Annotated in this window: 20 protein-coding genes and 1 pseudogene; 13 read left to right on the forward strand and 8 right to left on the reverse strand. The window is 71.7% G+C overall.

What is annotated here, in order from left to right:
* Positions 1 to 56 precede the first annotated feature (56 nt).
* Positions 57 to 1,028: a GlxA family transcriptional regulator gene (locus tag ACIBD9_RS10100; RefSeq protein WP_396716284.1), complete on the reverse strand. Its 972-nt coding sequence runs from the start codon at positions 1,026 to 1,028 to the stop codon at positions 57 to 59.
* Positions 1,029 to 1,153: 125 nt separating this feature from the next.
* Between ACIBD9_RS10100 and ACIBD9_RS10105 the strand changes: the two genes are divergently transcribed.
* The 5 genes from ACIBD9_RS10105 to ACIBD9_RS10125 all read left to right on the forward strand — a co-directional run bounded on the left by ACIBD9_RS10105 (position 1,154) and on the right by ACIBD9_RS10125 (position 7,809).
* Positions 1,154 to 3,925 (forward strand): BTAD domain-containing putative transcriptional regulator, encoded by a 2,772-nt coding sequence (locus tag ACIBD9_RS10105; protein ID WP_396716687.1) that lies wholly within the window; start codon positions 1,154 to 1,156, stop codon positions 3,923 to 3,925.
* A gap of 93 nt (positions 3,926 to 4,018) precedes the next feature.
* Complete coding sequence (locus ACIBD9_RS10110) at positions 4,019 to 4,738, forward strand: hypothetical protein (RefSeq protein ID WP_396716286.1); 720 nt, start codon at positions 4,019 to 4,021, stop codon at positions 4,736 to 4,738.
* 44 nt (positions 4,739 to 4,782) lie between these two features.
* Entirely contained in the window at positions 4,783 to 5,652 is an 870-nt protein-coding gene (locus tag ACIBD9_RS10115; RefSeq protein ID WP_396716288.1) for a hypothetical protein, read from the forward strand.
* Positions 5,653 to 5,851: 199 nt separating this feature from the next.
* Positions 5,852 to 6,382, forward strand: a complete 531-nt coding sequence (locus ACIBD9_RS10120; RefSeq protein WP_396716290.1) for a SigE family RNA polymerase sigma factor — start codon at positions 5,852 to 5,854, stop codon at positions 6,380 to 6,382.
* A complete protein-coding gene (locus ACIBD9_RS10125; protein ID WP_396716292.1) occupies positions 6,379 to 7,809 on the forward strand; it encodes a hypothetical protein in 1,431 nt (476 codons plus the stop codon). The genes ACIBD9_RS10120 and ACIBD9_RS10125 overlap by 4 nt, the downstream gene beginning before the upstream one ends.
* A gap of 553 nt (positions 7,810 to 8,362) precedes the next feature.
* Here the strand turns inward: ACIBD9_RS10125 and ACIBD9_RS10130 are convergent.
* The 6 genes and pseudogenes from ACIBD9_RS10130 to ACIBD9_RS10155 form a co-directional block, all read right to left on the reverse strand.
* On the reverse strand, positions 8,363 to 9,550 hold the full coding sequence (locus ACIBD9_RS10130) for an NAD(P)/FAD-dependent oxidoreductase (RefSeq protein ID WP_396716294.1): 1,188 nt from the start codon (positions 9,548 to 9,550) through the stop codon (positions 8,363 to 8,365).
* A gap of 82 nt (positions 9,551 to 9,632) precedes the next feature.
* Positions 9,633 to 10,577, reverse strand: a complete 945-nt coding sequence (locus tag ACIBD9_RS10135; protein WP_396716689.1) for an RNA polymerase sigma-70 factor — start codon at positions 10,575 to 10,577, stop codon at positions 9,633 to 9,635.
* 42 nt (positions 10,578 to 10,619) lie between these two features.
* Positions 10,620 to 11,741: pseudogene (locus ACIBD9_RS10140) on the reverse strand (MFS transporter); the annotation flags it as partial.
* A 75-nt stretch (positions 11,742 to 11,816) separates the two neighbouring features.
* Complete coding sequence (locus tag ACIBD9_RS10145; protein WP_396716296.1) at positions 11,817 to 12,296, reverse strand: hypothetical protein; 480 nt, start codon at positions 12,294 to 12,296, stop codon at positions 11,817 to 11,819.
* 9 nt (positions 12,297 to 12,305) lie between these two features.
* Positions 12,306 to 12,779, reverse strand: coding sequence for a GNAT family N-acetyltransferase (locus tag ACIBD9_RS10150; RefSeq protein WP_396716298.1), 474 nt, complete (start codon positions 12,777 to 12,779; stop codon positions 12,306 to 12,308).
* A gap of 10 nt (positions 12,780 to 12,789) precedes the next feature.
* Entirely contained in the window at positions 12,790 to 13,434 is a 645-nt protein-coding gene (locus ACIBD9_RS10155; RefSeq protein WP_396716300.1) for a TetR/AcrR family transcriptional regulator, read from the reverse strand.
* A 95-nt stretch (positions 13,435 to 13,529) separates the two neighbouring features.
* On the opposite strand from ACIBD9_RS10155, the gene ACIBD9_RS10160 reads away from it, so the two are divergent.
* From ACIBD9_RS10160 to ACIBD9_RS10185, 6 genes are all read left to right on the forward strand, one after another.
* On the forward strand, positions 13,530 to 14,549 hold the full coding sequence (locus tag ACIBD9_RS10160; RefSeq protein WP_396716302.1) for an aldo/keto reductase: 1,020 nt from the start codon (positions 13,530 to 13,532) through the stop codon (positions 14,547 to 14,549).
* Between the two features lie 48 nt (positions 14,550 to 14,597).
* Positions 14,598 to 15,152 carry a Uma2 family endonuclease gene (locus ACIBD9_RS10165; RefSeq protein WP_396716304.1) on the forward strand — a complete coding sequence of 185 codons (555 nt, stop codon included), beginning with the start codon at positions 14,598 to 14,600 and terminating at the stop codon, positions 15,150 to 15,152.
* Between the two features lie 94 nt (positions 15,153 to 15,246).
* Complete coding sequence (locus ACIBD9_RS10170) at positions 15,247 to 15,987, forward strand: class I SAM-dependent methyltransferase (RefSeq protein WP_396716306.1); 741 nt, start codon at positions 15,247 to 15,249, stop codon at positions 15,985 to 15,987.
* Positions 15,988 to 16,430: 443 nt separating this feature from the next.
* Positions 16,431 to 16,700: a hypothetical protein gene (locus tag ACIBD9_RS10175; protein ID WP_130403486.1), complete on the forward strand. Its 270-nt coding sequence runs from the start codon at positions 16,431 to 16,433 to the stop codon at positions 16,698 to 16,700.
* Positions 16,700 to 17,737, forward strand: a complete 1,038-nt coding sequence (locus tag ACIBD9_RS10180; RefSeq protein ID WP_396716308.1) for a hypothetical protein — start codon at positions 16,700 to 16,702, stop codon at positions 17,735 to 17,737. Before ACIBD9_RS10175 ends, ACIBD9_RS10180 begins: the two co-directional genes overlap by 1 nt.
* A 65-nt stretch (positions 17,738 to 17,802) precedes the next feature.
* On the forward strand, positions 17,803 to 18,732 hold the full coding sequence (locus ACIBD9_RS10185) for an LLM class F420-dependent oxidoreductase (protein WP_396716310.1): 930 nt from the start codon (positions 17,803 to 17,805) through the stop codon (positions 18,730 to 18,732).
* Between the two features lie 19 nt (positions 18,733 to 18,751).
* Here ACIBD9_RS10185 and ACIBD9_RS10190 read toward each other — a convergent pair whose 3' ends face one another.
* Positions 18,752 to 19,174, reverse strand: coding sequence for a hypothetical protein (locus tag ACIBD9_RS10190; protein WP_396716312.1), 423 nt, complete (start codon positions 19,172 to 19,174; stop codon positions 18,752 to 18,754).
* A gap of 20 nt (positions 19,175 to 19,194) precedes the next feature.
* Here ACIBD9_RS10190 and ACIBD9_RS10195 point away from each other — a divergent pair, with 20 nt between their 5' ends.
* Both ACIBD9_RS10195 and ACIBD9_RS10200 read left to right on the forward strand, forming a co-directional pair.
* The gene (locus tag ACIBD9_RS10195; protein ID WP_396716314.1) at positions 19,195 to 20,046 is read left to right on the forward strand and encodes a hypothetical protein; all 852 of its coding nucleotides are present in this window, start codon (positions 19,195 to 19,197) and stop codon (positions 20,044 to 20,046) included.
* On the forward strand, positions 20,043 to 21,314 hold the full coding sequence (locus tag ACIBD9_RS10200) for an FAD-binding protein (RefSeq protein ID WP_396716316.1): 1,272 nt from the start codon (positions 20,043 to 20,045) through the stop codon (positions 21,312 to 21,314). Before ACIBD9_RS10195 ends, ACIBD9_RS10200 begins: the two co-directional genes overlap by 4 nt.
* The last annotated feature ends 149 nt before the right edge of the window (positions 21,315 to 21,463 follow it).

Genomic DNA, 21,463 nt, shown 5'->3' on the forward strand with positions numbered 1-21,463 from the left:
ACCGTTTCGGATCGATCGTGTCCGAATCGCTGGGGCACTGGGCCGAAGCTCTGGCATCAACCAGTGGGAGCCGCCGCCCGCATCGTCCGGTAGCGGGACGGCGGCATGGCGTACCGGTCGACGAACGCCTGCCGCAGTGACTCCGGCGAGCCGAATCCGCATCGTCGCGCCACCGCCACCAGTGGCAGGCCGGTCGAGGCCAGCAGTTGCGCGGCGGCCTCCGTCCGCACCCGGCGCACGTAGCGTCCCGGCGTCTGCCCGAGGTGGTCGACGAACAGTCGGAACAGGTGACGCTCGCTGACGCCGGTGAGCCGGGCCAGCGCCGCGGTGCTCAGGTCGTCGGCGAGGTGGCTCACGATGTGGTCGCTGATCTCGCGGACCAGGACGTCGTCGGTGGTCCGGCGGGCCAGGAACATGCTCATCTGGGCCTGCCCGCCCGGCCGTTGCAGGTACGCCACCGTACCCATCGCCACGCCCCGGGCCAGCGCCGCCCCGTGATCCTCCTCGATGAAGGCGAGGGTCAGGTCCAGTGCGCTCGTCATTCCACCGGAGGTCGCGACGGTGCCGTCCCGGACGTAGATCGGGTCGGCGTCGACCCGTACGTCGGGAAACCGCTCCGCCAGCCGGTGGGCGTACATCCAGTGCGTGGTGGCCCGCCGGCCGTTGAGCAGACCGGCCTCGGCCAGCACCGTCGACCCGGTGCAGACCGACGCGACCCGCTCGGCCAGACCGGCCAGCCGCCGGACGTGGCCGACGAGGTGCCGGCTCGCCGCCGCCCGCTCATGCCCACGGCCGCCGGTCACCAGCAGCGTGTGCACCGGCCCGGTGAACCGTTCCAGGCTCGCCTCGCCCGCCAGTCGCAACCCGGAGTCGCAGGTGATGTCCCGCTGGCCGGGGGTGGCCAGGACGATCCGGTACGGCGGCGCGGCGCCGATCCGGTTGGCGATGTCGAGACTGGACGTGACGCAGGCGATGTCGAGCAGCTCGGCCCCGTCGTACCCGACGACGAGGATCACCCGTTCGCGCATTCCCACAGCGTAACTACCCCCTGGGGGTATTGGTAGTGCCGGCAGCCCGGCGGGCTGCTGCATCGTGTCCAGATCGCGACGAACAGACCGGGCTTGCCGGACTGGAGATTTAGCCTGATTCGGTGATGTCAATGGCTGGCACGGGCGTACGCGTCAGGCTGCTCGGGCCGGTGGAGGTGGTCGTCGCCGGCAGACCGCAGGCGGTGAACGGCCTGCGCCGCAAGGCGGTCCTGGCGACGTTGGCGCTGAACGTCGGCCGGGTGGTCAGCGTCGACCGGCTCATCGACGTGGTCTGGGGCGACCAGTTACCGGCCACCGCGGCGAACACGTTGCAGCGCCACGTCTCCTACCTACGCGGGGTGCTCGGCGAGCCCGGCTCGATCGTGGCGCGCCAGCCCGGCTATCTGCTCGACACCGGGCCGGACTCCACGGATGTCCAGGCCGCCGAGCGTCTCATCGAGCTGGCCCGACGCTCGACGGACCGGAACGAGCAGGTGGAGCACCTGACGGCCGCCATGGCACTGTGGCGGGGTCCACCGCTGGCCGACGTGGCCGGGTCGTCCTGGCTTGAGGAGCAGGCGGAACACCTGGCACGCGTGCGGTTGGAGGCCGAACGATCCCTGGCCGAGGCCCGGTTGTCCGTCGGTGAGCACGCCGGGCTGGTCCCCGGGTTGGAACGGCTCGTTCGAGAGCACCCCTTCGACGAGCACCTGCACGCGCAGCTGATGCTCGCCCTGTACCGCGACGGCCGACAGGGCGAGGCGGTCGCCACGTACCGGCGGCTGCGCGACAACCTGCGGGAGAACCTCGGCATCGACCCCGGTCCGCGGCTACGGGACCTGGAGTGTGCCATCCTGCGCCAGGACACCGCGCTCGCCGCACCTGCCCCGGCCGCGCCGGCACCGGTCGCGGCGCAACTGCCTCCTCCCGTACCCACGTTCACCGGACGCGACGCGCAGCTTGCCGCCCTCGACGCGCTCGTCGACCGGGGCGGCGCCGTCGTGGTGTCCGGGACCGCCGGCGTCGGCAAGACCGCGCTCGCCGTGCACTGGGCGCACCGCGCGGCCGCGCGCTTCCCCGACGGGCAGCTCTACGTCAATCTGCGCGGCTTCGACCCGGCGGCCACACCGACCGAGCCGGCGCGGGCGCTGCGCGGATTCCTGGAGGCGCTCGGCGTTCCGGTGGCACGGATGCCCAGCGACCCGGACACGATGGTGAGCCTGTACCGCACGACGGTGGCGGGCAAGCGTCTGCTGGTGCTGCTGGACAACGCGCGCGACGCGGAACAGGTCCGGCCGCTGCTGCCAGGCTCACCGGACTGCCTCGCGATCGTCACCAGCCGCGACCAGCTCATCCCGCTGGTCGTCACCGAAAGCGCCCAACCGGTGCCCCTCGACCTGCTGAGCCCCGGCGAAGCCCGCGACATGCTGGTCCGCCGGCTCGGGGAGCGCCAGGTCGCCGCCGAACCCGCGGCGGCCGACACCATCGCCGACCGCTGCGCGCGGCTGCCCATCGCCCTGGCCATCGTGGCCGCCAGAGCCGCCACCAACCGGCACTTCTCGTTGGCCGCCGTCGCCGGTGAACTGGGCGACCTGGACGCCTTCCGCGCCGGCGACGAGGCCACCGACGTACGGGCGGTCTTCTCCTGGTCGTGCCGGACGCTCAGCCCGCCGGCGGCCCGGCTGTTCCGGCTGCTGAGCCTGCACCCCGGCCCGGACGTCTCGGCCCCGGCCGTGGCCAGCCTGGCCGGCGTCGACGGGCAGGCGATCGGCCCGCTCCTCACCGAGCTGACCCGGGCAAACCTCTTCACCGAGCACACGTACGGGCGCTACGCGTTCCACGACCTGCTGCGTGCGTACGCGGCCGACCTCGCCGAGGAGGCTGAGCCACCGGCCGAGCGTCGTGCCGCCATGCATCGGCTGCTCGACCACTGCCTGCACACCGCCCACGCCGCCGACCTGGCACTGCACCCGCACTTCAGCGCGATCAGTCTCCCGCCGTCCCAGGCGGGCGTGACGCCGGAACGCCCGAAGAGCCGGTCGGCCGCCGCGGCGTGGTTCACCACCGAGGTCCCCGTCCTGCTCGCCGCCGTACCGCTCGCGGCGCGGTCCGGGTTCGAGGGACATGCCTGGCGGCTCGCCTGGGCCATGGCCGGCTTTCTGCACCGGCAGGGGCACTGGCAGGACTGGCTCGGCACGCAACGGATCGCCCTGGCCGCCGCGTCCCGCATCGGGGATCAGGCGGGGCAGGGCCACGCGCACCGCAGCCTCGGTCTCGCCTGCTCCCGCCTGCGCCGGTACGACGAGGCCGACGACCACCTGCGGCGCGCGTTCGACCTGTTCACCGACGTCGGCGACGACGCCGGCCGGGCGCACACCTGCCTGAACCTTGGCCAACTGGCCGAGCGGCAGGGGCAGCACCAGCAGGCGCTGCGCCACTCCCGGCGGGCGCTGACCCTGTTCAGGGGGGCCGGGAACCGGGCCGGGCAGGGGTACACGCTCAACGCGGTCGGTTGGCAGGAGGCGTTGCTCGGCAACTACCACCACGCCCTTGAATCGTGCGGCGAGGCGCTGCGGATGTTGCAGGAGGTGGACGACGTCCAGGGGCAGGCCGACACCTGGGACAGCCTCGGCCACGCCCACCACCAACTCGGGGACGACCGGCGGGCGATCGCCTGCTACGAGCACGCCCTCGAACTCTTCACGCAGGTCAACGACCGCTACGCCGAAGCGAGCACGTACGTCAATCTCGGCGGCAGTCACCGGTCCCTGGGCGACCTCGCCGCCACCCGCGCCGCGTGGCGCCGAGCCCTGACCATCCTCGACGAACTCGGCGATGCCGACGCCGACTCGATCCGCGCCGACCTCGAACAGCTCGACGCCACGCGGCTGCGCTGACGTACCCCGCTTTCCGCGCTGTTTCCGGGCCGCTTCAGCGCGGCCCGGCACTCTTCGGACACCAGTTTTTCCGCACCAGGAATGGAGCGTTCGATGAGTCGTTTGGCACACCGCCTCGCGGTGATCGGGGTGGTCAGCGGGACGGTGCTGGCCATGTCCTCCGCCGCCGTGGCCCAGACCGACAAGCCGCCGCAGAAGGGCGCCGACTGTGTGGTCCAGCACGTCAACGAGCGCGGCGAGATCGTCCGGACCGACACCGCGCCCGAAGGCCGGGAGTACGGCCAGTTCCGCTGCGTCGCCGGGAAGTGGACGTTCGCCTGGGCACCGTTCGGTGCGGACGACATGATCACGGCCAACGAGATTCAGATCGATCCGGCGGGTGGGGTCTCGGCCCGGCGGTTCACCGGCCCCGCGCTCGGCAACGACCTCACGGTTGGCGAGATCGCTGGCATCGCCCAGGCCGTCAGCGGCAGCCGAGAGGTGCTGGTCGACCGCGCGATCGTGGCGGTCGACGACGGCAAGGAGCGGACCCCGGAGCAGGTCGAGGCGCTGCTGGCCGGCAAGGACGACACCGGGGTACGGGTGCTGGACATCATCGAGAAGCCCAACGCCGCCATGTCGACGAAGGACGTCATCGACGAGGCCGGCGGCACCCCCGAGACGACAGTCGTCTACTTCAGCATCTGGGGCGCGATCAAGTCGGTGTTCGCCTGGATCGTGGACACGATCGGCGAGATCGGTGAGTGGATCGACGACCACTGCGACGTGGGTTCCCCGAACGACTTCGGCGACATCGTCACGTGTCGCTGGTAGCCCGTCCCGCCCCGCCGACACCGATCGACTGAGATGAGGACAGGATGACAACTCTGCGGGACATCAGCAGGCGCGCCACCATCGTCACGACCGCACTGATCGTCGGGCTGACGGCCTCGTACGCCCCGTCGCAGGCCGCCGACGGCGAGGCCCGGACAACGGTCACCGACCACCCCGGTGCCCCTGGCACGATGCTTCAACAGTTCGAGGACCTGACCGGCCGGCCCGTCGGCGACCTGGACAAGGTGCTGGCCGTCGACACCGGCGGTCGGAACCTCACCGGCGACCAACTCGAAGCGCTCGCCGCCGGCAAGGAGGTCGACGGGGTCAAGGTCGTCGGCACGATCCCGGGCAGCCGGGACGTCCTCGGCACCACCATGGCCGACCTCGCCGACGGGGCGTACGACGGCAGGGGCGACAACGGGACAGCGACCTCGCTGCTCTTCGCCTCGTCCACCCCCGACGGCCGGGAGTGGTGCCTCACCATGTGCGTCGCCTCGGGCAAGTCCATCTGGGAGTGCCTGCTGTCGCGTCGGACGGGCGAACTGATCCTCACCCTCGACCTCGCCGGCGCCACCACGGTCGGCGGGACGAAGGCCGCCTTCGAGAAGGCCAAGGGCGTCGCCGTCGACGGTCCATACACGGTGGACACACTGGTCGGTGATCGTGAGCCCTCGGCGGACGAGATCAAGGAACTCCTCGACGGCAAGGACATCGAGTCGATGCGCCGGGTGGCGACCGTGAACGGACCGGACCCCCAGTGGGCGCTGGCCGACATCGCCGAGAAGTCCGGCGTTGTGTACGCGAAGAACAAGGGCCACCTCTTCACTTTCAGCCTTCCGGTCCTCGGCAAGATCCTCGTGCTCTGCGACTCGAAGGATGGCGGGAAGACCTGGAAATGCTCGGCCTATTAATGGGGCGGGTTCTGACGGGTAGACCGTCGACGGTCCCGCTCCGCATCGACCTCCCTGGTCGACGCGGAGCGGGACTCCACGCTTGCGGCCATGACTACGACGCCTGGCGTGCGATCCTGCACTCAACCCCCGAGGCCGCCGGTGGCGTCTCACTCTGCGTCCGCTCATAGACGCGAGGTGGACGCGACCTGGAGGTGGCGTGAGTCGGCACGAGGACGACGAAGAGTTTCGGCTGTTCGTCCAACGACAGTGGGGATCGCTGCTCCGAACGGCCTACCTGCTGACCGGTGACCGGGGGACAGCCGAGGATCTGACGCAGTCGGCGTTGGAGAAGACCCATCGGCGCTGGGGTCGGGTGCTGCGCAGGGACGCGCCCGAGGTCTACGTACGCCGGGCGATGGTGAACACGGCGATCTCCTGGCGGCGTCGACGGCGGCCGCTGGAGGTGCCGCTGCTGACCGCCGACAGCCAGCCGACGCATGACGCGTACGTGCAGGTGGAACAGCGGCAACTGCTCCTCGCCGCGTTGCGGCGATTACCGCCCAGGACGCAGGCGGTGCTGGTGCTGCGCTACTTCGAGGATCTCAGCGAGGCGGACACCGCCAAGGTTCTCGGCTGCTCGGTCGGCGCGGTGAAGAGCCAGGCGTCGCGCGGGTTGGCCCGGCTGCGGAGCGACTTCGTCCCACCCGCCGCTCAGTCCCCGGTACGGCTCGAGGAGGAACTGGCATGACCGGAAGCTTCGCCAATTCGACGCTCAGTCCCGCGCTGCGGCAGGCCGCGCACGGTGTCGACGTACCCGAGGACCCCTGGCCCGGGTTCGCGCGTCGCGAGCGACGGCACCAGCGGACGCGGCTGGTCCGCACGGCGTTGGCCGTCGCGGTCGGGGTCGCGCTCGTCGGGGTTCAGTCCAACGTGGTTCCGCTGCCCGGATGGGCACCGGGCATCGCGGTCGCCGCCACTCCGACGGCGCTGCTCGACGCGCCACCGCGGGGAGCGCTGACCGAGGATCAGGCCTGGCTGGACGCGCTCCGGACGCGGATCAGCGCCGATCCGCCGGTGCGAGTCGACGCCCCGGTGGGTGAATGGAAGGTCGGCGATCGTGACCGGATCCGTCTGATCTACGGCAGTGACCAGCCGGGCCACCGGGTCGCGCTGGTCGCGGTGCCGCTGCGGTTCGGCCTGCTGACCAGGGAGGCACTGGTCTGGTACGTGGGTCCGGCCGGAGCCGGTGCCCAGCAGATGCGGTACGGCGGCCACAGCGAGGGTGACGACGACCCGGTGATGACGCTGATGCAGGCCTACCCCGACCGGGCCGGGTTCGCGGTCGCCGTCGGTCCGCCCGAATCCACGGTGACGATCAGTGGCGACCCCCGATACACATCGAGGGGGACGGTGGAGTACCAGGACATCGCCAGGGCGGACGGCGGCGGGGTCGGGTTCGCCGTGCTGCCTCCCGAACCCCTGCCGCACGAGCCCGTCGTCCGGGTCAGCCGCGGCGACCGGGTGTTCTTCCAGGGCGGCCTGGGCGGCGGCCCGTACGCCGGGCTCGACCCGACCGGCCCGGAGATGGACGCCCTGCTCACCGGCGCTCGCCGACCCGCCCGAGGTACGCCGCTCGACGACACCAACCTCCGCAACTTCGTCCATACGGCACTCCAGGACAGCCACCTCCCGGCCGCCGGCACGACCGTACGGCTGCGGTGGTCGGGTAGCGGGAACGGCCGGGCCGCCGCGCTGCTCACCGTGCAGCCGGCCGGCGGTGGAGTGATCGCGTACGCCATGCACGGCGACGATCGGACCGGCTGGTGGATCGACCTGCGGCTGCTGTTGCCGGCCGAGGGCGCCGACCAGCGACCGGTCGGCTGGCGGGTCCGGACCGAGGACGGCGCTCGGCCCCCCACCGGCGAGGTGCGGGTGATCGCCCCGCCGGACGCGGCCCGCGTCATGGTGACGGTCGGAGGCGCACCCCCGGCCACGGTCGCCCTCGACACGTCGAACGCCGGCAGCACCCGGGTGCCACCGGACCAGCCGGCCACTCTCACCGCGTACTCCAGGGACGGCAACGTCCTCGGGACCACCCCGCTGCCGCCGGTCGAGACGGACCGCGACGCGGGGGGTCTGCCGGGCGACAGCCCGGCCACCCGGGTGACACCCTGACGCAGCGACAGGCGGGCTGCCGAGCACTGAGTGGCCCGAACAACTCCGAACAGACCCGTGAGCAGCCAGGAAAGGGCGCGTCTGTTCGGAACAGGCATCGACCGTGGCGGACGCTGAGGTGGCGTCAATACGCTGAAGACCGGTCGCCCGGGACGCTGGCCAGCAGGGTTGGGTGACGAGTTTCGCCGATACGTGGGGCCCCAACGATTCGTCAGCGCTGTCGCCTATTCAAACGGCAGCACACACCCCTGGAGAGGGAGAGCTCATGCGAATCCGTCGACTTATCTACGCAACTGCCCTCGGAGCCATCCTGGCCGTCACCTGGATGGCCGCGCCAGCTCAAGCCGGTTGGAACTACCCCGGATAGTCGGCTTCGGGGGTGAATGCGGGCGGGCCGCTCCCACCGGGGCTGTGGCCCGCCCGACAAAGGATGACGTCGAGATCATCGCCTGCCGGTATCACTACGGCGACAAGTAGCAACTCGGAGCGCCGACTCAGGTAGGGCCATGAGAGCCGCCGCCGTCGCGTCAGCCTAGGGCTGGCGCACGTCCGGTCACGACGCGGCCGTCCGGATCTCCGTCCGGGTCGGGACGACGCGGTGGCGGCGGACCGGGTACAGCACCGGGTGCGCGATGCTCCAGGCGGCGCCCAGGCAGACGAACTCCTTGTACCGGGCCGCCAGCTTCCCGGTGAGGAGGGCCGGCCTGGCCCGGTCGTCGGCGGTCACGTACTGGATGATGCCGTCGCGGCGGCCGAGGCTGATGCACTGGTTGAAGTAGCGCAGCGGGGCCTTCGGGAACTTCGCCCGACCGGTAAGCCGTGCGGCGATGGCGTCGGCGGCCTGCCAGGCCATCGGGATGCCCGAGGCGCAGGACATCCGCAGTGGCTTCCCGCCCGGTCCTTCGGCGATCGCGGCGTCGCCCACCGCGTACACCTCGGGGTGTGAGACCGACCGCATGCTGGCGTCGACGATGATCTGCCCGGTCTCCGCGACCGCGAGGGTCGTGGCGGCGGCGATGGGGTGCACGGCGAAGCCGGTCGTCCAGACGGTCACCTGGGCCGGGATCTCCCGACCGTCGCGGGTGACCGCACCGGCCGCCTCGACCCGCGCGATGTCGGTGTGCTCGTGCACGGTGATGCCGAGCCGGTCGCAGACGCCGCGCAGGTGCTGCTGCGCCTTGCCGTTGAGCCAGTCGCCGAGACCGCCGCGGGCGGCGAGCGCGACATCGAGGTCCGGCCGGGCCTCGGCGATCTCGGTGACCGCTTCGAGGCCGGTGAGGCCGCCGCCGACGACGAGCACGGTCCCGCCGGCCGCGAGGTGGTCCAGGCGGTCGCGCAACCGCAGCGCCGAGGGCCGGCCGGCGATGTCGTACGCGTGCTCGACGACCCCGGGGACGCCATGGTCCGCGGCGGCGCTTCCGAGGGCGTAGACGAGCGTGTCGTACGCGATCTCGTCGGTGCCGTGGTCGTCGGTGAGCGCGACGGTCCTGCGGTCGGCGTCGACGGCGGTGACCCGCGCCAGCCGAGGCTTGACGCCGGTGCCGGCGTAGATCTCGCTCAGCGGGCGGCGCTTGAGGTCCTGGCCGGTGGCGAGTTGGTGCATGCGGACCCGCTCGACGAAATCCGTGTCGGCGTTGACGAGGGTGATCTCGGTGTCGTCCGGGTGCAGCCGCTTGGCGAGGCGCCCGGCGGCCATGGCTCCGGCGTACCCCGCTCCGAGGACGACGATGCGGTGCTTCATGGTGGCACTCCTGTCTCGGTGGTGGTCGCTTCCTGAACCGGACAGCGACGCGATTCCTGACAGGGGTCGGCTATGAGCTGGATCACCAGACGTGGAGGGTGGGCTCCTCGTGCTCGGAGGCGGACCACTGCCGGGTGGCGCGGACGAGCTTGTCGGGGTTGACCTGGTTGTGGATGGCCGTGACACCCTCGGGCGTCACCTCCAGCGACATCACGCCGATGACCCGGTCGTCGATCACGACCACCACCGCCGGAGCGCCGTTGGCGGTGGTGACGTACATGGCCGGGCTGCCACCGACCAGGTCCCTTTTGACGTCGGCGGGCTTGAACAGGCCCCGCAGGAACTTCGCCACCGCCAGCGCGCCGACGATCGGTGCGGCCCGGGCGGGGATCTTGCCGCCGCCGTCGGCGGTGCTCGTCGCGTCGTCGGTCAGCAACTCCACCAACCGCTGGATCTCGCCGTTGTTGGCCGCGGTGAGGAACTCCGCGACGATCTTCCGCGCGGCGGCCTGGTCGACCTCCGCGCGGGCCCGTTCGGCCGTGACGTGCTGCTTGGCGCGCCGGTAGGTCTGCTGACAGTTCGACTCGGTGATGCCGAGGATCTCGGCTATCTCACCGTGCGAGTAGCCGAAGGCCTCCCGCAGCACGTACACCGCGCGCTCGTTGGGCGACAACCGTTCCAGCAGGGTGAGCACCGCCATCGAGACCGATTCGCGCTGCTCGGCGGTGTCGAGCGGGCCGAGCATCCGGTCCCCGGCGAGGACCGGTTCGGGCAGCCAGGTGCCCACATAGGTCTCCCGCCTGGCCCGTGCCGAGGTCAGCTGATTCAGGCACACGTTGGTGAGGACCTTCGTCAGCCACGCCTCGGGCGTCTCGACGTGCTCCCGGTCGGCGCCCTGCCAGCGGAGGAAGGTGTCCTGGACGGCGTCCTCCGCGTCGCTGGCCGAGCCCAGCAGGCGATAGGCGATCGCCTCCAGGCGGGCCCTGGAGTGCTCGAACAGCTCGACCTCGTCCGGACTGAGCGGCATGGTTCGATAGTCAACCACGCGCGCGACCTGGAACGTGGCCACCACGGCTGTCAGGCAGATCGCCGCGGCGGCGATGAGCGGTGGGCGGGCGCCGAGGTGGACGGCCGCGGAGCCGAGCGGGATCGCCACGACGAGCGGTCCGAACATCGCGGTGTTGGCCGTCGCGGAGACCCGCCCCAGCAGCGCCGACGGCGTGTGGGTCTGCACCGCGGTCACCGCCGCGACCAGGGTCCAGGGCAGGCCGACGCCGGCCACCACCGCCCCGACGACAGTGGCCGGCCACCACGGCACGCAACGGGCCAGGCAGCCGATCGCGAACAGCGCCGTTCCGGCGACACCGACGGCGCCGGCGCCTCTCGCCGCGATGAGCCGACCGACGATCAGGCCACCGAGAATGGAGCCGGCGCCCTGCGCGCTGGCCAGCACCCCCAGGAACGTGGTCGGCAGGCGCAGAACAGTGACGACCATCGCGTAGATCCCCGCCGTCGTGAAGCCGGACATCGCGATCGACACCGCGGCGAGTACGACCGGCAGCCGTGTCGCTCGCTGTCCGAACAGGACCACCAATCCGGTACGCGGGCCACCGCCGCGTTCGGCGGGCTGGTCCGGGGGCGTCCGGTTCAGGCGGAGCGCCGCGTACAGGGTGGCGACCAGGACTGGCATGGCCGCGCTGAGGACGGCGACCGCGTGGCCGCCCCGCCACGCGTAGAGGCCGGCCCCGGCCAGGGGAGCGACGAGCTTCATGCCCTCCTGGGCGCTGGAGCGCCACCCGTTGACGTCACCGAGGTCGGTCGGTGCCAGCGCCGACGGCAGCAGCGCCGTCTCGCCGGCGTCGATCAGCACGTAACTGACGCCGTAGGCGCACGAGACGGCGAAGATGAGCCAGGTCTGGCCCGGCCCGCGTACCGCGAGGAGTGCCAGCAGGGCGGCGGCCAGCATGAGGTTGACGGCGATGACCAGCGGCCGCCGGGGCGCCCGGTCGAGCAGACCGCCCAGCCACGGACCGGCGAGCACCGGGGCGTACACGCAGAGCCCGGCGAGAGCGGCGAGGCTGGTGGAACCGGTGAGGTCCAGGATCCAGATGCCGGCGACCAGGGACATGGCGCTGCTGCCGAAGCCGGACAGCAGGGAGATCGCCACGAACAGGCCCGCGTTGCGACGCATGAGCACTCCGAGTTGAGTCGAGGTGACTCACATCCTCAAGCTTGAGCGAGAGGCAGGCAATGCCGCCGTGCCATGTCAACGAGCCGTTGACAGGGCGACGTCGAGTTTCGTCGCGGCGGTGCGGGCGGGCGCGGGCAGTCGCTCGCCCGCCTCGGCGAGATCGGTGGCGAGGTGCAGGGCCAACGCGTGCAGCGAGCCCGGGGCGGCATCCAGCGCGGCGTCCACCGTGCTCCGTACGAGGGCCGCTCGACGAAATCGGCTGTCCCACCGCTGATCGGCACCGATCCACCGGCCGAGGTCGGCCACCGCCACCCGCAACGCCGAGATCTGCGGGGGCAACCGAAGGTCGAGCTGCCGCCGCCGCGACCACCGCGCCGCCACCAGCCGTTGTCGACGCTGTTCGGCGGCCTGCCGGCTACCGAGGCCGAGTGCCGTCGCGATCTGCGCCCACGTCGCACCGTCGTGGCGCGCCCGGTCGATGATCTCCAGCTCCTGCTCGTCCAGACGGGCGCGGGTAGCGCGAACCTCCGCCAACCGAGCCAGCTCCGACGTCATCTGTCAACGTTACATTGACATCGTCGGGGACTCCTCAGTGATCGTCCGGGGTGCGCGGACCATGAACACGTCCACCGGATCCTCGGTGTCGAGCGTGAAACCGTGCCGCTCGTAGAGCCGCCGGGCCGGGCTGCCCCGCAGCACGTTCAGCCGGACCAGCGTGCCGTCGCGGTCGCACCGGTCCAGCAACTCGCGCAGCACTGCCGTGCCGATGCCACTGCCCTGCAATTGCGGGGCCAGGTAGAAGTGCTCCAGCCAGTGGGCGTCCGCGTCGGGCCGCAGCGCGACGCAGCCGGCGAACGCGCCGTCCACCTCGACAACCCAGGTGTACGCCGGTGCGAACCCGTCCCGCAGGCGCTGCCGCACCCGCTGCTCGTCGTACCGCCCGAGCCGCTCCAGGTCAGCCCGCAGCACCACCGCCCGCAACTCGGCCACCGCGTCGACATCCGTCACCGAGGCCGGCCGAAGCTCCCATTCCACCATGATCAATAAGCTATCGCGGCCCGGTGCTCCGGCCTTGGCGCAGGCCGGCGACGAGGAGGTCGACCATGCGACGGGCGTCGTAGCGGGGTTCGCCGGCGCCGATGCAGAGATTGCCGACACCGCGCAGCAACTCGAAGGCGGTCACGTCGGGGCGGATCTCGCCGGCCGTGGCGGCGGCGTCGAGCAGGTGGGCGCAGACCGGCACGAGGCGATCCAGGAAGTAGGCGTGCAGGGTCTCGAAGGCCGCGTTGTCGGACTGTAGCGCCTCGGCGAGGCCATGCTTCGTGACCAGGAAGTCGACGAAGAGGTCGATCCACTGGGCGAGGGCAGCGTGCGGCGTGCTGCTCTCGGCCAGCAGCCTCGGGCCAGCCGCCGCGCATGCCTCGACCTGGTGCCGGTAGACGGCGACGATCAGGTCGGCGCGGGTCGGGAAGTGGCGGTAGATCGTGCCCACACCGACGCCGGCCCGGGCGGCGATGTCGCGTACGGGCGCGTCCACGCCCGAGGTGACGAAGGCCGAGGCGGCGGCTTCCAGCAGCGTCGCCTCGTTGCGCCGGGCGTCAGCCCGCTTCCGCGGGGTCGATCCCCCCGACCCGCTGTCGATGTCGGCCACCGCGCCGTTACCCCCATCACTCGACTTGGCAAACGGAACCATGTTCCGTATCGTTCTTAGCGGAACATGGTTCCACTTGCTCAGGATGCCAGAGCGGGTGGGCCAGTGCCACCTCACCCTTCCAAGGAGGAACAGCCATGCAGTACCGCACCCTGGGGCGCACCGGCGTCCAGGTCAGCACCCTCGTGCTCGGTGCGATGAACTTCGGCAAGCTGGGGCACACCACCCAGAGCGAGGCGACGGCGATCGTCGACGCCGCGCTGGACGCCGGGATCAACCTGATCGACACCGCCGACATGTACAGCCAGGGCGAGTCGGAGGAGATGGTCGGCAAGGCCATCGCCGGCCGCCGCGACGACATCGTGCTGGCCACGAAGGCCGGCATGCCGATGGGCGACGAGCGCAACCAGCGGGGCAGCTCGCGCCGTTGGCTGGTCACCGAGTTGGACAACAGCCTGCGCCGCCTCGGCGTCGACCACGTCGACCTCTACCAGATCCACCGGTGGGACCCGACCACCAGCGACGAGGAGACCCTGGCGGCGTTGACCGACCTGCAACGGGCGGGAAAGATCCGCTACTTCGGCTCCTCAACCTTCCCCGCGTACCGCCTCGTGCAGGCCGAGTGGGCGGCGCGGGAGCACCACCTGAGCCGTTACGTCACGGAGCAGCCCAGCTACTCGATCCTGCAACGAGGGATCGAGGCCCACGTCCTGCCCGTGACCGAGCAGTACGGGCTCGGCGTGCTCGCGTGGAGCCCGCTCGCCTCGGGCTGGCTGTCCGGTGCGATCCGCGCCGGCCGGGAGATCACCACCAGCCGCTCGACGCTGCTGCCCGCCCGCTTCGACCTCAGCGTCCCGGCCAACCAGGCCCGGCTCGCCGCCGTCGAGCAACTGGCCACCGTCGCCGACCAGGCGGGGCTCACCCTGATCCAGCTCGCCCTCGGGTTCGTCACCGCGCACCCGGCGGTGACCAGCGCGATCATCGGCCCCCGCACCATCGACCACCTGCACGCCCAACTCGCCGCCGCGGACACCGTGCTCCCGGCCGACGTGCTCGACGCGATCGACACGATCGTCGCACCGGGGATCGACCTCGCCGCAGCCGAGAAGTTCGACACCCCGCCCGCCCTGCTCGACCCGGCGCGGCGACGTCGCTGAGCCTTCGGGTGCGGCGGTCGGCGTCGCTGGTCACCTAGGATGAGACTCATGAGCGCTGAGGCCGTCGGCATGCACATGCCCGCCGTTGTGACGCTCGACGACGTGGCGGCGATGAACGCCGCCGATCCGAACGGTCACCGCTACGAGACCAGCCCCGAGGGGGTCCTGTCGGTCATGCCGCCGCCCGATTCGGAACACGCCACGATCGCCAGTCGCCTCTTCGCCTGGCTGATCGTGGCGGGTTGGCCCGCCGAGCAGGTGCTTCAGGCAGTTGGTGTGCGCATCCCCGGACCGGACGGTGACGGTGGCCGTATTCCCGATCTGAGTGTCTGGCGTAAGCCGCCGTCCCGCAGCGTCTGGGCCGCGGTCGCCGACGTCGTACTCGTCGTGGAGATCGTCTCGCCGGGCTCGGAGGCGATGGACTCGGTTACCAAGGTCCGCGAGTACGCGTCGGCGGGGATCCCGCAGTACTGGGTGGTCGACCGGGACGGCGCGCAGACGGTCACCCTGCACCGGCTGAGCGGGGACGGCACCTACGAGGCGCGGGCACGGATGCCGCTGGCCTGGCTGCTCCAGACCGCCCCCGCCGACCATCTCGACTGAACACCAGCATCGACGGGGCCGGCCTGTCGTATCGTTCCGGGATGGCGCAGCCGGTGTGGGCGAACGGTGACGCGTACGAGGCGTACGTGGGTCGGTGAGCCGCCTGGTGGCGGTGGACTTCCTGCGCGGGTTGGCCGTGCCGTCGGGGCGGCGCTGGCTCGATGTGGGCTGCGGCACCGGGGCGCTGACCTCGACGATCCTCACCCACGACGAGCCCGTCGAGGTAACCGGCGTCGACCCGTCGGAGGGTTTCGTCGCGGTCGCGCGTACCCGGGTCACCGACCCCCGGGCGGCCTTCCAGGTCGGTGACGCCCGGGCGCTGCCGCTGCCCGATCACGTCGCGGACGTCGTGGTCAGCGGATTGACGCTCAACTTCGTGCCGGAGCCCGCACGGGCGGTGGCGGAGTTCGCCCGGGTGGCCCGGCCGGCCGGGGTCGTGGCCGCCTACGTCTGGGACTACGCCGAGGGGATGGCGATGATGCGGCACTTCTGGGCCGCCGCCGCACAGCTCGACCCCGCCTCGACGGAGCTGGACGAGGGGAACCGCACCACCGTGTGCCGGCCCGACGCGCTGCGCACGCTGTGGGAGCGGGCCGGGTTGCGGGACGTGTCGGTCTGGCCGGTCGACGTACCGACGACCTTCACCGACTTCGCCGACTACTGGACGCCGTTCCTCGGCGGTCAGGGGTCGGCGCCGGGGTACGTCGCGACGTTGGCCGAGTCCGACCGGACCGTGTTGCGGGAGTTGCTGGCCACCCGGCTGCCAGTCGAGCCGGACGGGTCGATCCGGCTCACCGCGCGGGCCTGGGCCGTGCGGGGCGCGACGCCCGAGTAGCCGTCCCGCCGAGCCTCGCCCGGCGCTGTCGCAAACCGGACAAGACGGTAAAGCCCCTGGTAGAGCACTGTTAGGGGCAGGTGGAGGTAGACGGGAGGCGGGCCACATCCCGATCCTCCGGCCCATCGGGGACGATGTTGTCCCCACCGGTGCCGCCCTCACCCAGCCCGGCCTCGACGCCGCGGCGGTCACGGCACAGAAGCCGTGCCGATCGCGCGAACGACAGGCCGTGGCTGCCACCGACACCCCTGCGGGCGCCCGCAGCGGTGCCTCCGCCCACCGGGACAAGGACGCCAGCACCGCCGGTAGTCAGGCAACACGGTCCGCCGGACGTGCCTACCGTCCCCGTGCCCCGCCGGCCTTTCGCACTGTGGACCCCGCTGGGGTCCGGCGTCGCTCAACCGCGCGCCGAGCCCTGGCGACCAAGCCAGAAAGGGCCCGACATGGCCGCTCCCACCGCGACCGCAGCCTTGAACGCATCCGTCTTCACGCCGGGCGACCAGATGCTGCTGACCGTCACCTACTCAGACGCCGACACCAAACCGCTGACCGTCACCATCGTGGTCACCGACGCGCAGGGCAACAGCAGCGCGCCGGTCAAGGTCACGGCGGTCATCGACCCGCTCACCGTGACCGTCACCGACAACTCCGGGCGTACCTGGACCCGGGTTTCCGACAACGGATCCGTGGCCGTGTATCGGTCGGTGGCGTGATGCCCCGGGTCACCGTCCAGGTCCGCGACGCCGCCGGCAACACCGCGACGGCCACCGCCGACTACAGCCTGGGCCAACCCGTGCTCGGCGGCTACTACCTGTCCGGCGGCGCCGATCCGACCTCCGACATGGCCGGCGGAAACTTCCGGTCGCTCACCCAGTACCGCAGCTTCGCCGACGGCTACATCTTCCCCGGCTACAACCGGCCCTGGCTGGTCAGCCTGGGCAAGGCCGGGGTGCAGATGAACATGGTCCTGGAGTTGAAGCACTACGGCGCTCCGAACTACGGACCGCAGAGCTTCGCGGTGGACGGCGCCAGCTACACCGTGCCGGCACCGACGATGACCATCCAGCAGCGGCCCGGCACGACCTGGCCGAGGGCGTACGGGTACAGCCAGGTGCTCAAGGGGCAGTGCGACGGGTTGTTCGCCCGCGCCCTGTCGCAGTACCGGACGCTCGGCTTCGGGGTGAACATCCAGCTCGCCTCGGAGTTGGACACCGATCACGAGTTCGGCACCACCGAGGACGGCAAGGCGTACACCTGGGTCGAGTCGGACGCTCGGGCGGTGCAGGCGATGAACTACATCCTGACGTGGTTCAAGGCGCGGACGCTGCCGGCCGGGACGACCTTCTCGGTGGGACTGGGCGGTTTCGACCGGGCCTGTTACCAGCGCACCCACCCGGAGTCGCTGATGTCCCGCCTCGACTATCTTCAATGGAACGCGTACGGCACCAACGCCAGCCACACCGCGCTGGCCCGGTTCCGTCGCACCAAGGACTGGGCGGTGGCGGATCTCGGCCCGGTGGCGCTGTCCCGGCCCGTGATCATCGCCGAGTGGGGGGTCAGGTTGGCCGAGATCCCGAACCAGGCGGCCTGGATCGCCACCGTCCCGGCGGCGATCGCCCAGCTCAACGCCGAGGGTGGGCCACGCATCGCGCGCACCAACTACTTCAACTCCGGGTGGGGCACCCTGATCCCGAAGGCGACCGGGTTGGCCGCGCTCCGCGAGGCGTACGCCAAGCGGCCGTACGTCTGAGTGACGCTGGCGGCTCGGTCGGCATCCTGCCGACCGGGCCGACCGGGGAACCCTATGCTCGGATCATGGAACTTCGGATCTTCACCGAGCCCCAGCAGGGCGCCAGCTACGACCAGTTGCTCGCGGTAGCCCGCTGCGCCGAGGACGCCGGTTACGGCGCGTTCTTCCGGTCCGACCACTACCTGATGATGGGTGACGTGAGCGGCGAACCCGGCCCCACCGACGCGTGGACCGCGCTCGCCGGCCTGGCCCGGGAGACCAGCCGCATCCGGCTCGGTACCTTGATGACCGCCGCCACCTTCCGGCTGCCCGGCCCGCTGGCGATCACCGTGGCGCAGGTCGACCAGATGAGCGGCGGCCGGGTGGAGCTGGGCATCGGCACCGGCTGGTACGCCGAGGAGCACAGCGCGTACGGCATCCCGTTCCCGCCGCTGGCCGAGCGGTTCGACCGGCTGGAGGAGCAGCTCGCCGTCATCACCGGGCTCTGGTCCACGCCGCCGGGGGAGCGGTTCGACCATGACGGCCGGTACTACCCGGTCCGTGACTCGCCCGCCCTGCCCAAGCCCGTGCAGCAGCCGCGCCCACCGATCCTGCTCGGCGGGACGGGCCCGAAGCGCACCCCTCGGCTGGCCGCCCGCTACGCCGACGAGTTCAACCTGCCGTTCGCCTCGGTGCCGGACACGGCGGCGCAGTTCGACCGGGTCCGCGCGGCCTGCGTCGAGATCGGCCGGGATCCGGCCGGGATGGTCTGGTCCAACGCCCTGGTGCTCTGCTGTGGGCGCGACGACGCCGAGGTGGCCCGCCGGGCCGCCGCCATCGGCCGGGAACCGGACGAGCTGCGGGCCAACGGTCTGGCCGGGACGCCCGCCGAGGTGCTGGACACCATCGGCCGGTACGCGGAGATCGGCAGCGAGCGGCTCTACCTCCAGGTGCTGGACCTCAGCGACCTGGAGCACCTGGAGCTGGTCGCCAGTGAGGTGATGGCGAAGCTCTGAGTCGGCCGGGCGCCGCCGGTCAGGCCCGGTGCGCGCCCGTCCCGACCGCGTTCCGGTCGCGCAGCACGGTGTCCAGCCGCCCGTCGCCGTCACTGTCCACATAGGTGATGTCCGGAATCCCGTCGCCGTCCACGTCGATCTGGACGACGTCGGCGACGCCGTCGCCGTCGAGGTCGGTGACCACCTCCACCGAGCCGTCCAGGTGGCGGGTCACGATCGACTGTGCGCCGGGGGCGCGCGGCGGCGGGCCGGGTGCCGGCACCGGCGTCGGGGCGGGCGCGGGCGCCGGTGTGGGCCGAGGACCGGGTGTCGGCGACGGGTGGCTCGGCAACCCGCCGGCCGGCGGCGCGCTGGCCTGCTCGACCCCGGTGCCGGTGGGGTCCAGCTCCTCCTCGGAGGGGAACACGTCGCCCCGCGGGGCCGGATCACGGTAGCTGCTCATGAGCGTAGGGTTCCCCGACGATGACGAGAACAACCGTGCCCGATCGACCGGTGTCCTCGGTGCCCGGTTTGGCGGAGGATGCGGGGACCGACGCCACGGTCATGAACGGGGGTCCGAGCGTGGAACTGCGCCGGAGTCGGGGCGCCCGGGTGCTCGCCCTGGTCTGCGTACTCGGTGGAGTGCTCTTGTTGGTCTATCCCAGCGACGGCGCCCTCCTACGGACGATCATCGCGGTGGGGGCGATCGCGCTCGGCGCGGTGGCGCTGGTCAGCGCGATGCGTCCGTTCCGCTTCGGAATCCACGCGGAGGGGCTCACCATTCGGCGGCCCGGCCTGCGTCGGGATATCCGGTGGGCCGAGGTCGACGTGCTGGTCCTCGACGAGCCGCCCCGGCGTGACGGCCATCCGGAGCCGCCGCGACTGCTGGTGGTTCCCGTGCCGGGAGTGACGATCGAGCCGGTGACCGCCCGTCATCCGCTCGACGGCCGACCCGCCGTCGAGTTACTCGTTCTCGACCAGGTCCGCGAGCAGCCCGAGCAGGTGTCCGCCGCGCTCACCCAGCATGCCGGTGGCCGATTCGTCGACCTGCTCGCGCTGCGTCGCGCCGCCTTCGACGCCCCGGCCCTCCCGGTCGGCCTGCGTGGCTACCAGATGGACCGGGTCGACCGGTTGATCCGGCGCGGGCAGGACGCCCTGATGTCCGGGGACGCGTCGACCCGGCAGGCGGCCCGGGGGGAGATCGAACGCGCCACCACGGCCGGTCTGCCGATCGCCCAGCGTGGCTACCACACGCTCCAGACGGATACGGTTCTGCACGCCCTCGTCGCCGCGTTGGCCGACCACGAGACCACCGATCGGGAGACCGCCACATGACCGCGCAGGGACCGCAGGCCGCGTCGACCACCGACGTTCCGCGCCGCAACTGGGCCGGCAACGTGCGGTACGCCGCGAAGGCGTTCCACCGGCCCACCTCCGTCGACGAGTTGCGCCGGCTCGTCGCCGGCAGCAGCCGGATCCGGGCGGTGGGCAGCGGGCACTCCTTCAACCGTCTCGGCGACACCGACGGCGACCTGGTCAGCCTCGCCGGGCTGCCCCCGGTCGTCGAGCTGGACCACGAGCGGGGGCAGGTCACCGTGAGCGGCGCGCTGCGCTACGGCGACGTCGCCCGACAGCTGCACACCCAGGGGTACGCGCTGGCCAACCTCGCCTCGCTGCCGCACATCTCGGTGGCCGGCGCGGTGGCCACCGCCACCCACGGCTCGGGCCAGACCCACGGCAACCTGGCCAGCGCGGTCGCCGGCCTGGAAATGGTCACCGCCGACGGCGATCTGCTCCGGGTCGACCGTGACACCGACACGTTCGCCGGCATGGTGGTCGGGCTCGGCGCGCTCGGCCTGGTCACCCGCGTCACCCTGGACGTCGTGCCGACCTTCGCGCTGCGCCAGTACGTACGCCTCGACCTCGACCGGACGGCGCTGGACGAGGCGCTCGGCTCGGCGTACAGCGTGAGTGTCTTCACCGACTTCCGTACGCCCCGGCTGCGCGAGGTGTGGCGCAAACAGCTGGCGGATCAGTCGCCGCCCCCGGCGGACTGGTTGGGCACCACCGCCGCCGAGCAGCCCCGGCACCCGGTGCTCGGGATGCCGGCGGAGAACTGCACCCCGCAGCTCGGCGAGCCGGGCCCGTGGCACGAGCGGCTGCCGCACTTCAAGCTCGGCTTCACCCCGAGCAGCGGCGACGAACTGCAGTCCGAGTACCACGTCGCGCGTACGGAGGCGGCCGCCGCGCTCGCCGCGCTGGACGACGTGGCGGACCTGATCGCCCCGGTGCTGCTGGTGTCCGAGCTGCGGACCGTGGCGGCCGACGAGCTGTGGCTCAGCCCGAACTACCGGCGCGACAGCTTCGTGCTGCACTTCACCTGGGTCGACGACACCGCCGCGGTGCTTCCGGTGGTGGCCGCCGTGGAGGAGCGCCTGGCCCCCTTCGCGCCCCGCCCGCACTGGGGCAAGGTCTTCGTCACCGACCCGGCCGAGTTGGCCGCCCGCTACCCGAGGTACGCCGACTTCGCCGCGCTCCTGGCCGACCTGGACCCGAAGGGCACGTTCCGCACCGACGCCCTGGACCGCTACTTTCCCCGCTGACCCACGCCGTGCTTCCCCGCTGACCCGGCCCGCGCCATAGCGCGGTGGCATGGGGTGGGTGGGATTGGTGGGGCGGAAGACCCCGGACAGACACTGATGGCTGTCGATGAGTCTCATCGGCCGGTTCCCCGTCCCGGGACCGTCGGCTC

It is taken from the genome of Micromonospora sp. NPDC050784 (assembly GCF_044456765.1).
Classification (GTDB): domain Bacteria; phylum Actinomycetota; class Actinomycetes; order Mycobacteriales; family Micromonosporaceae; genus Micromonospora; species Micromonospora foliorum.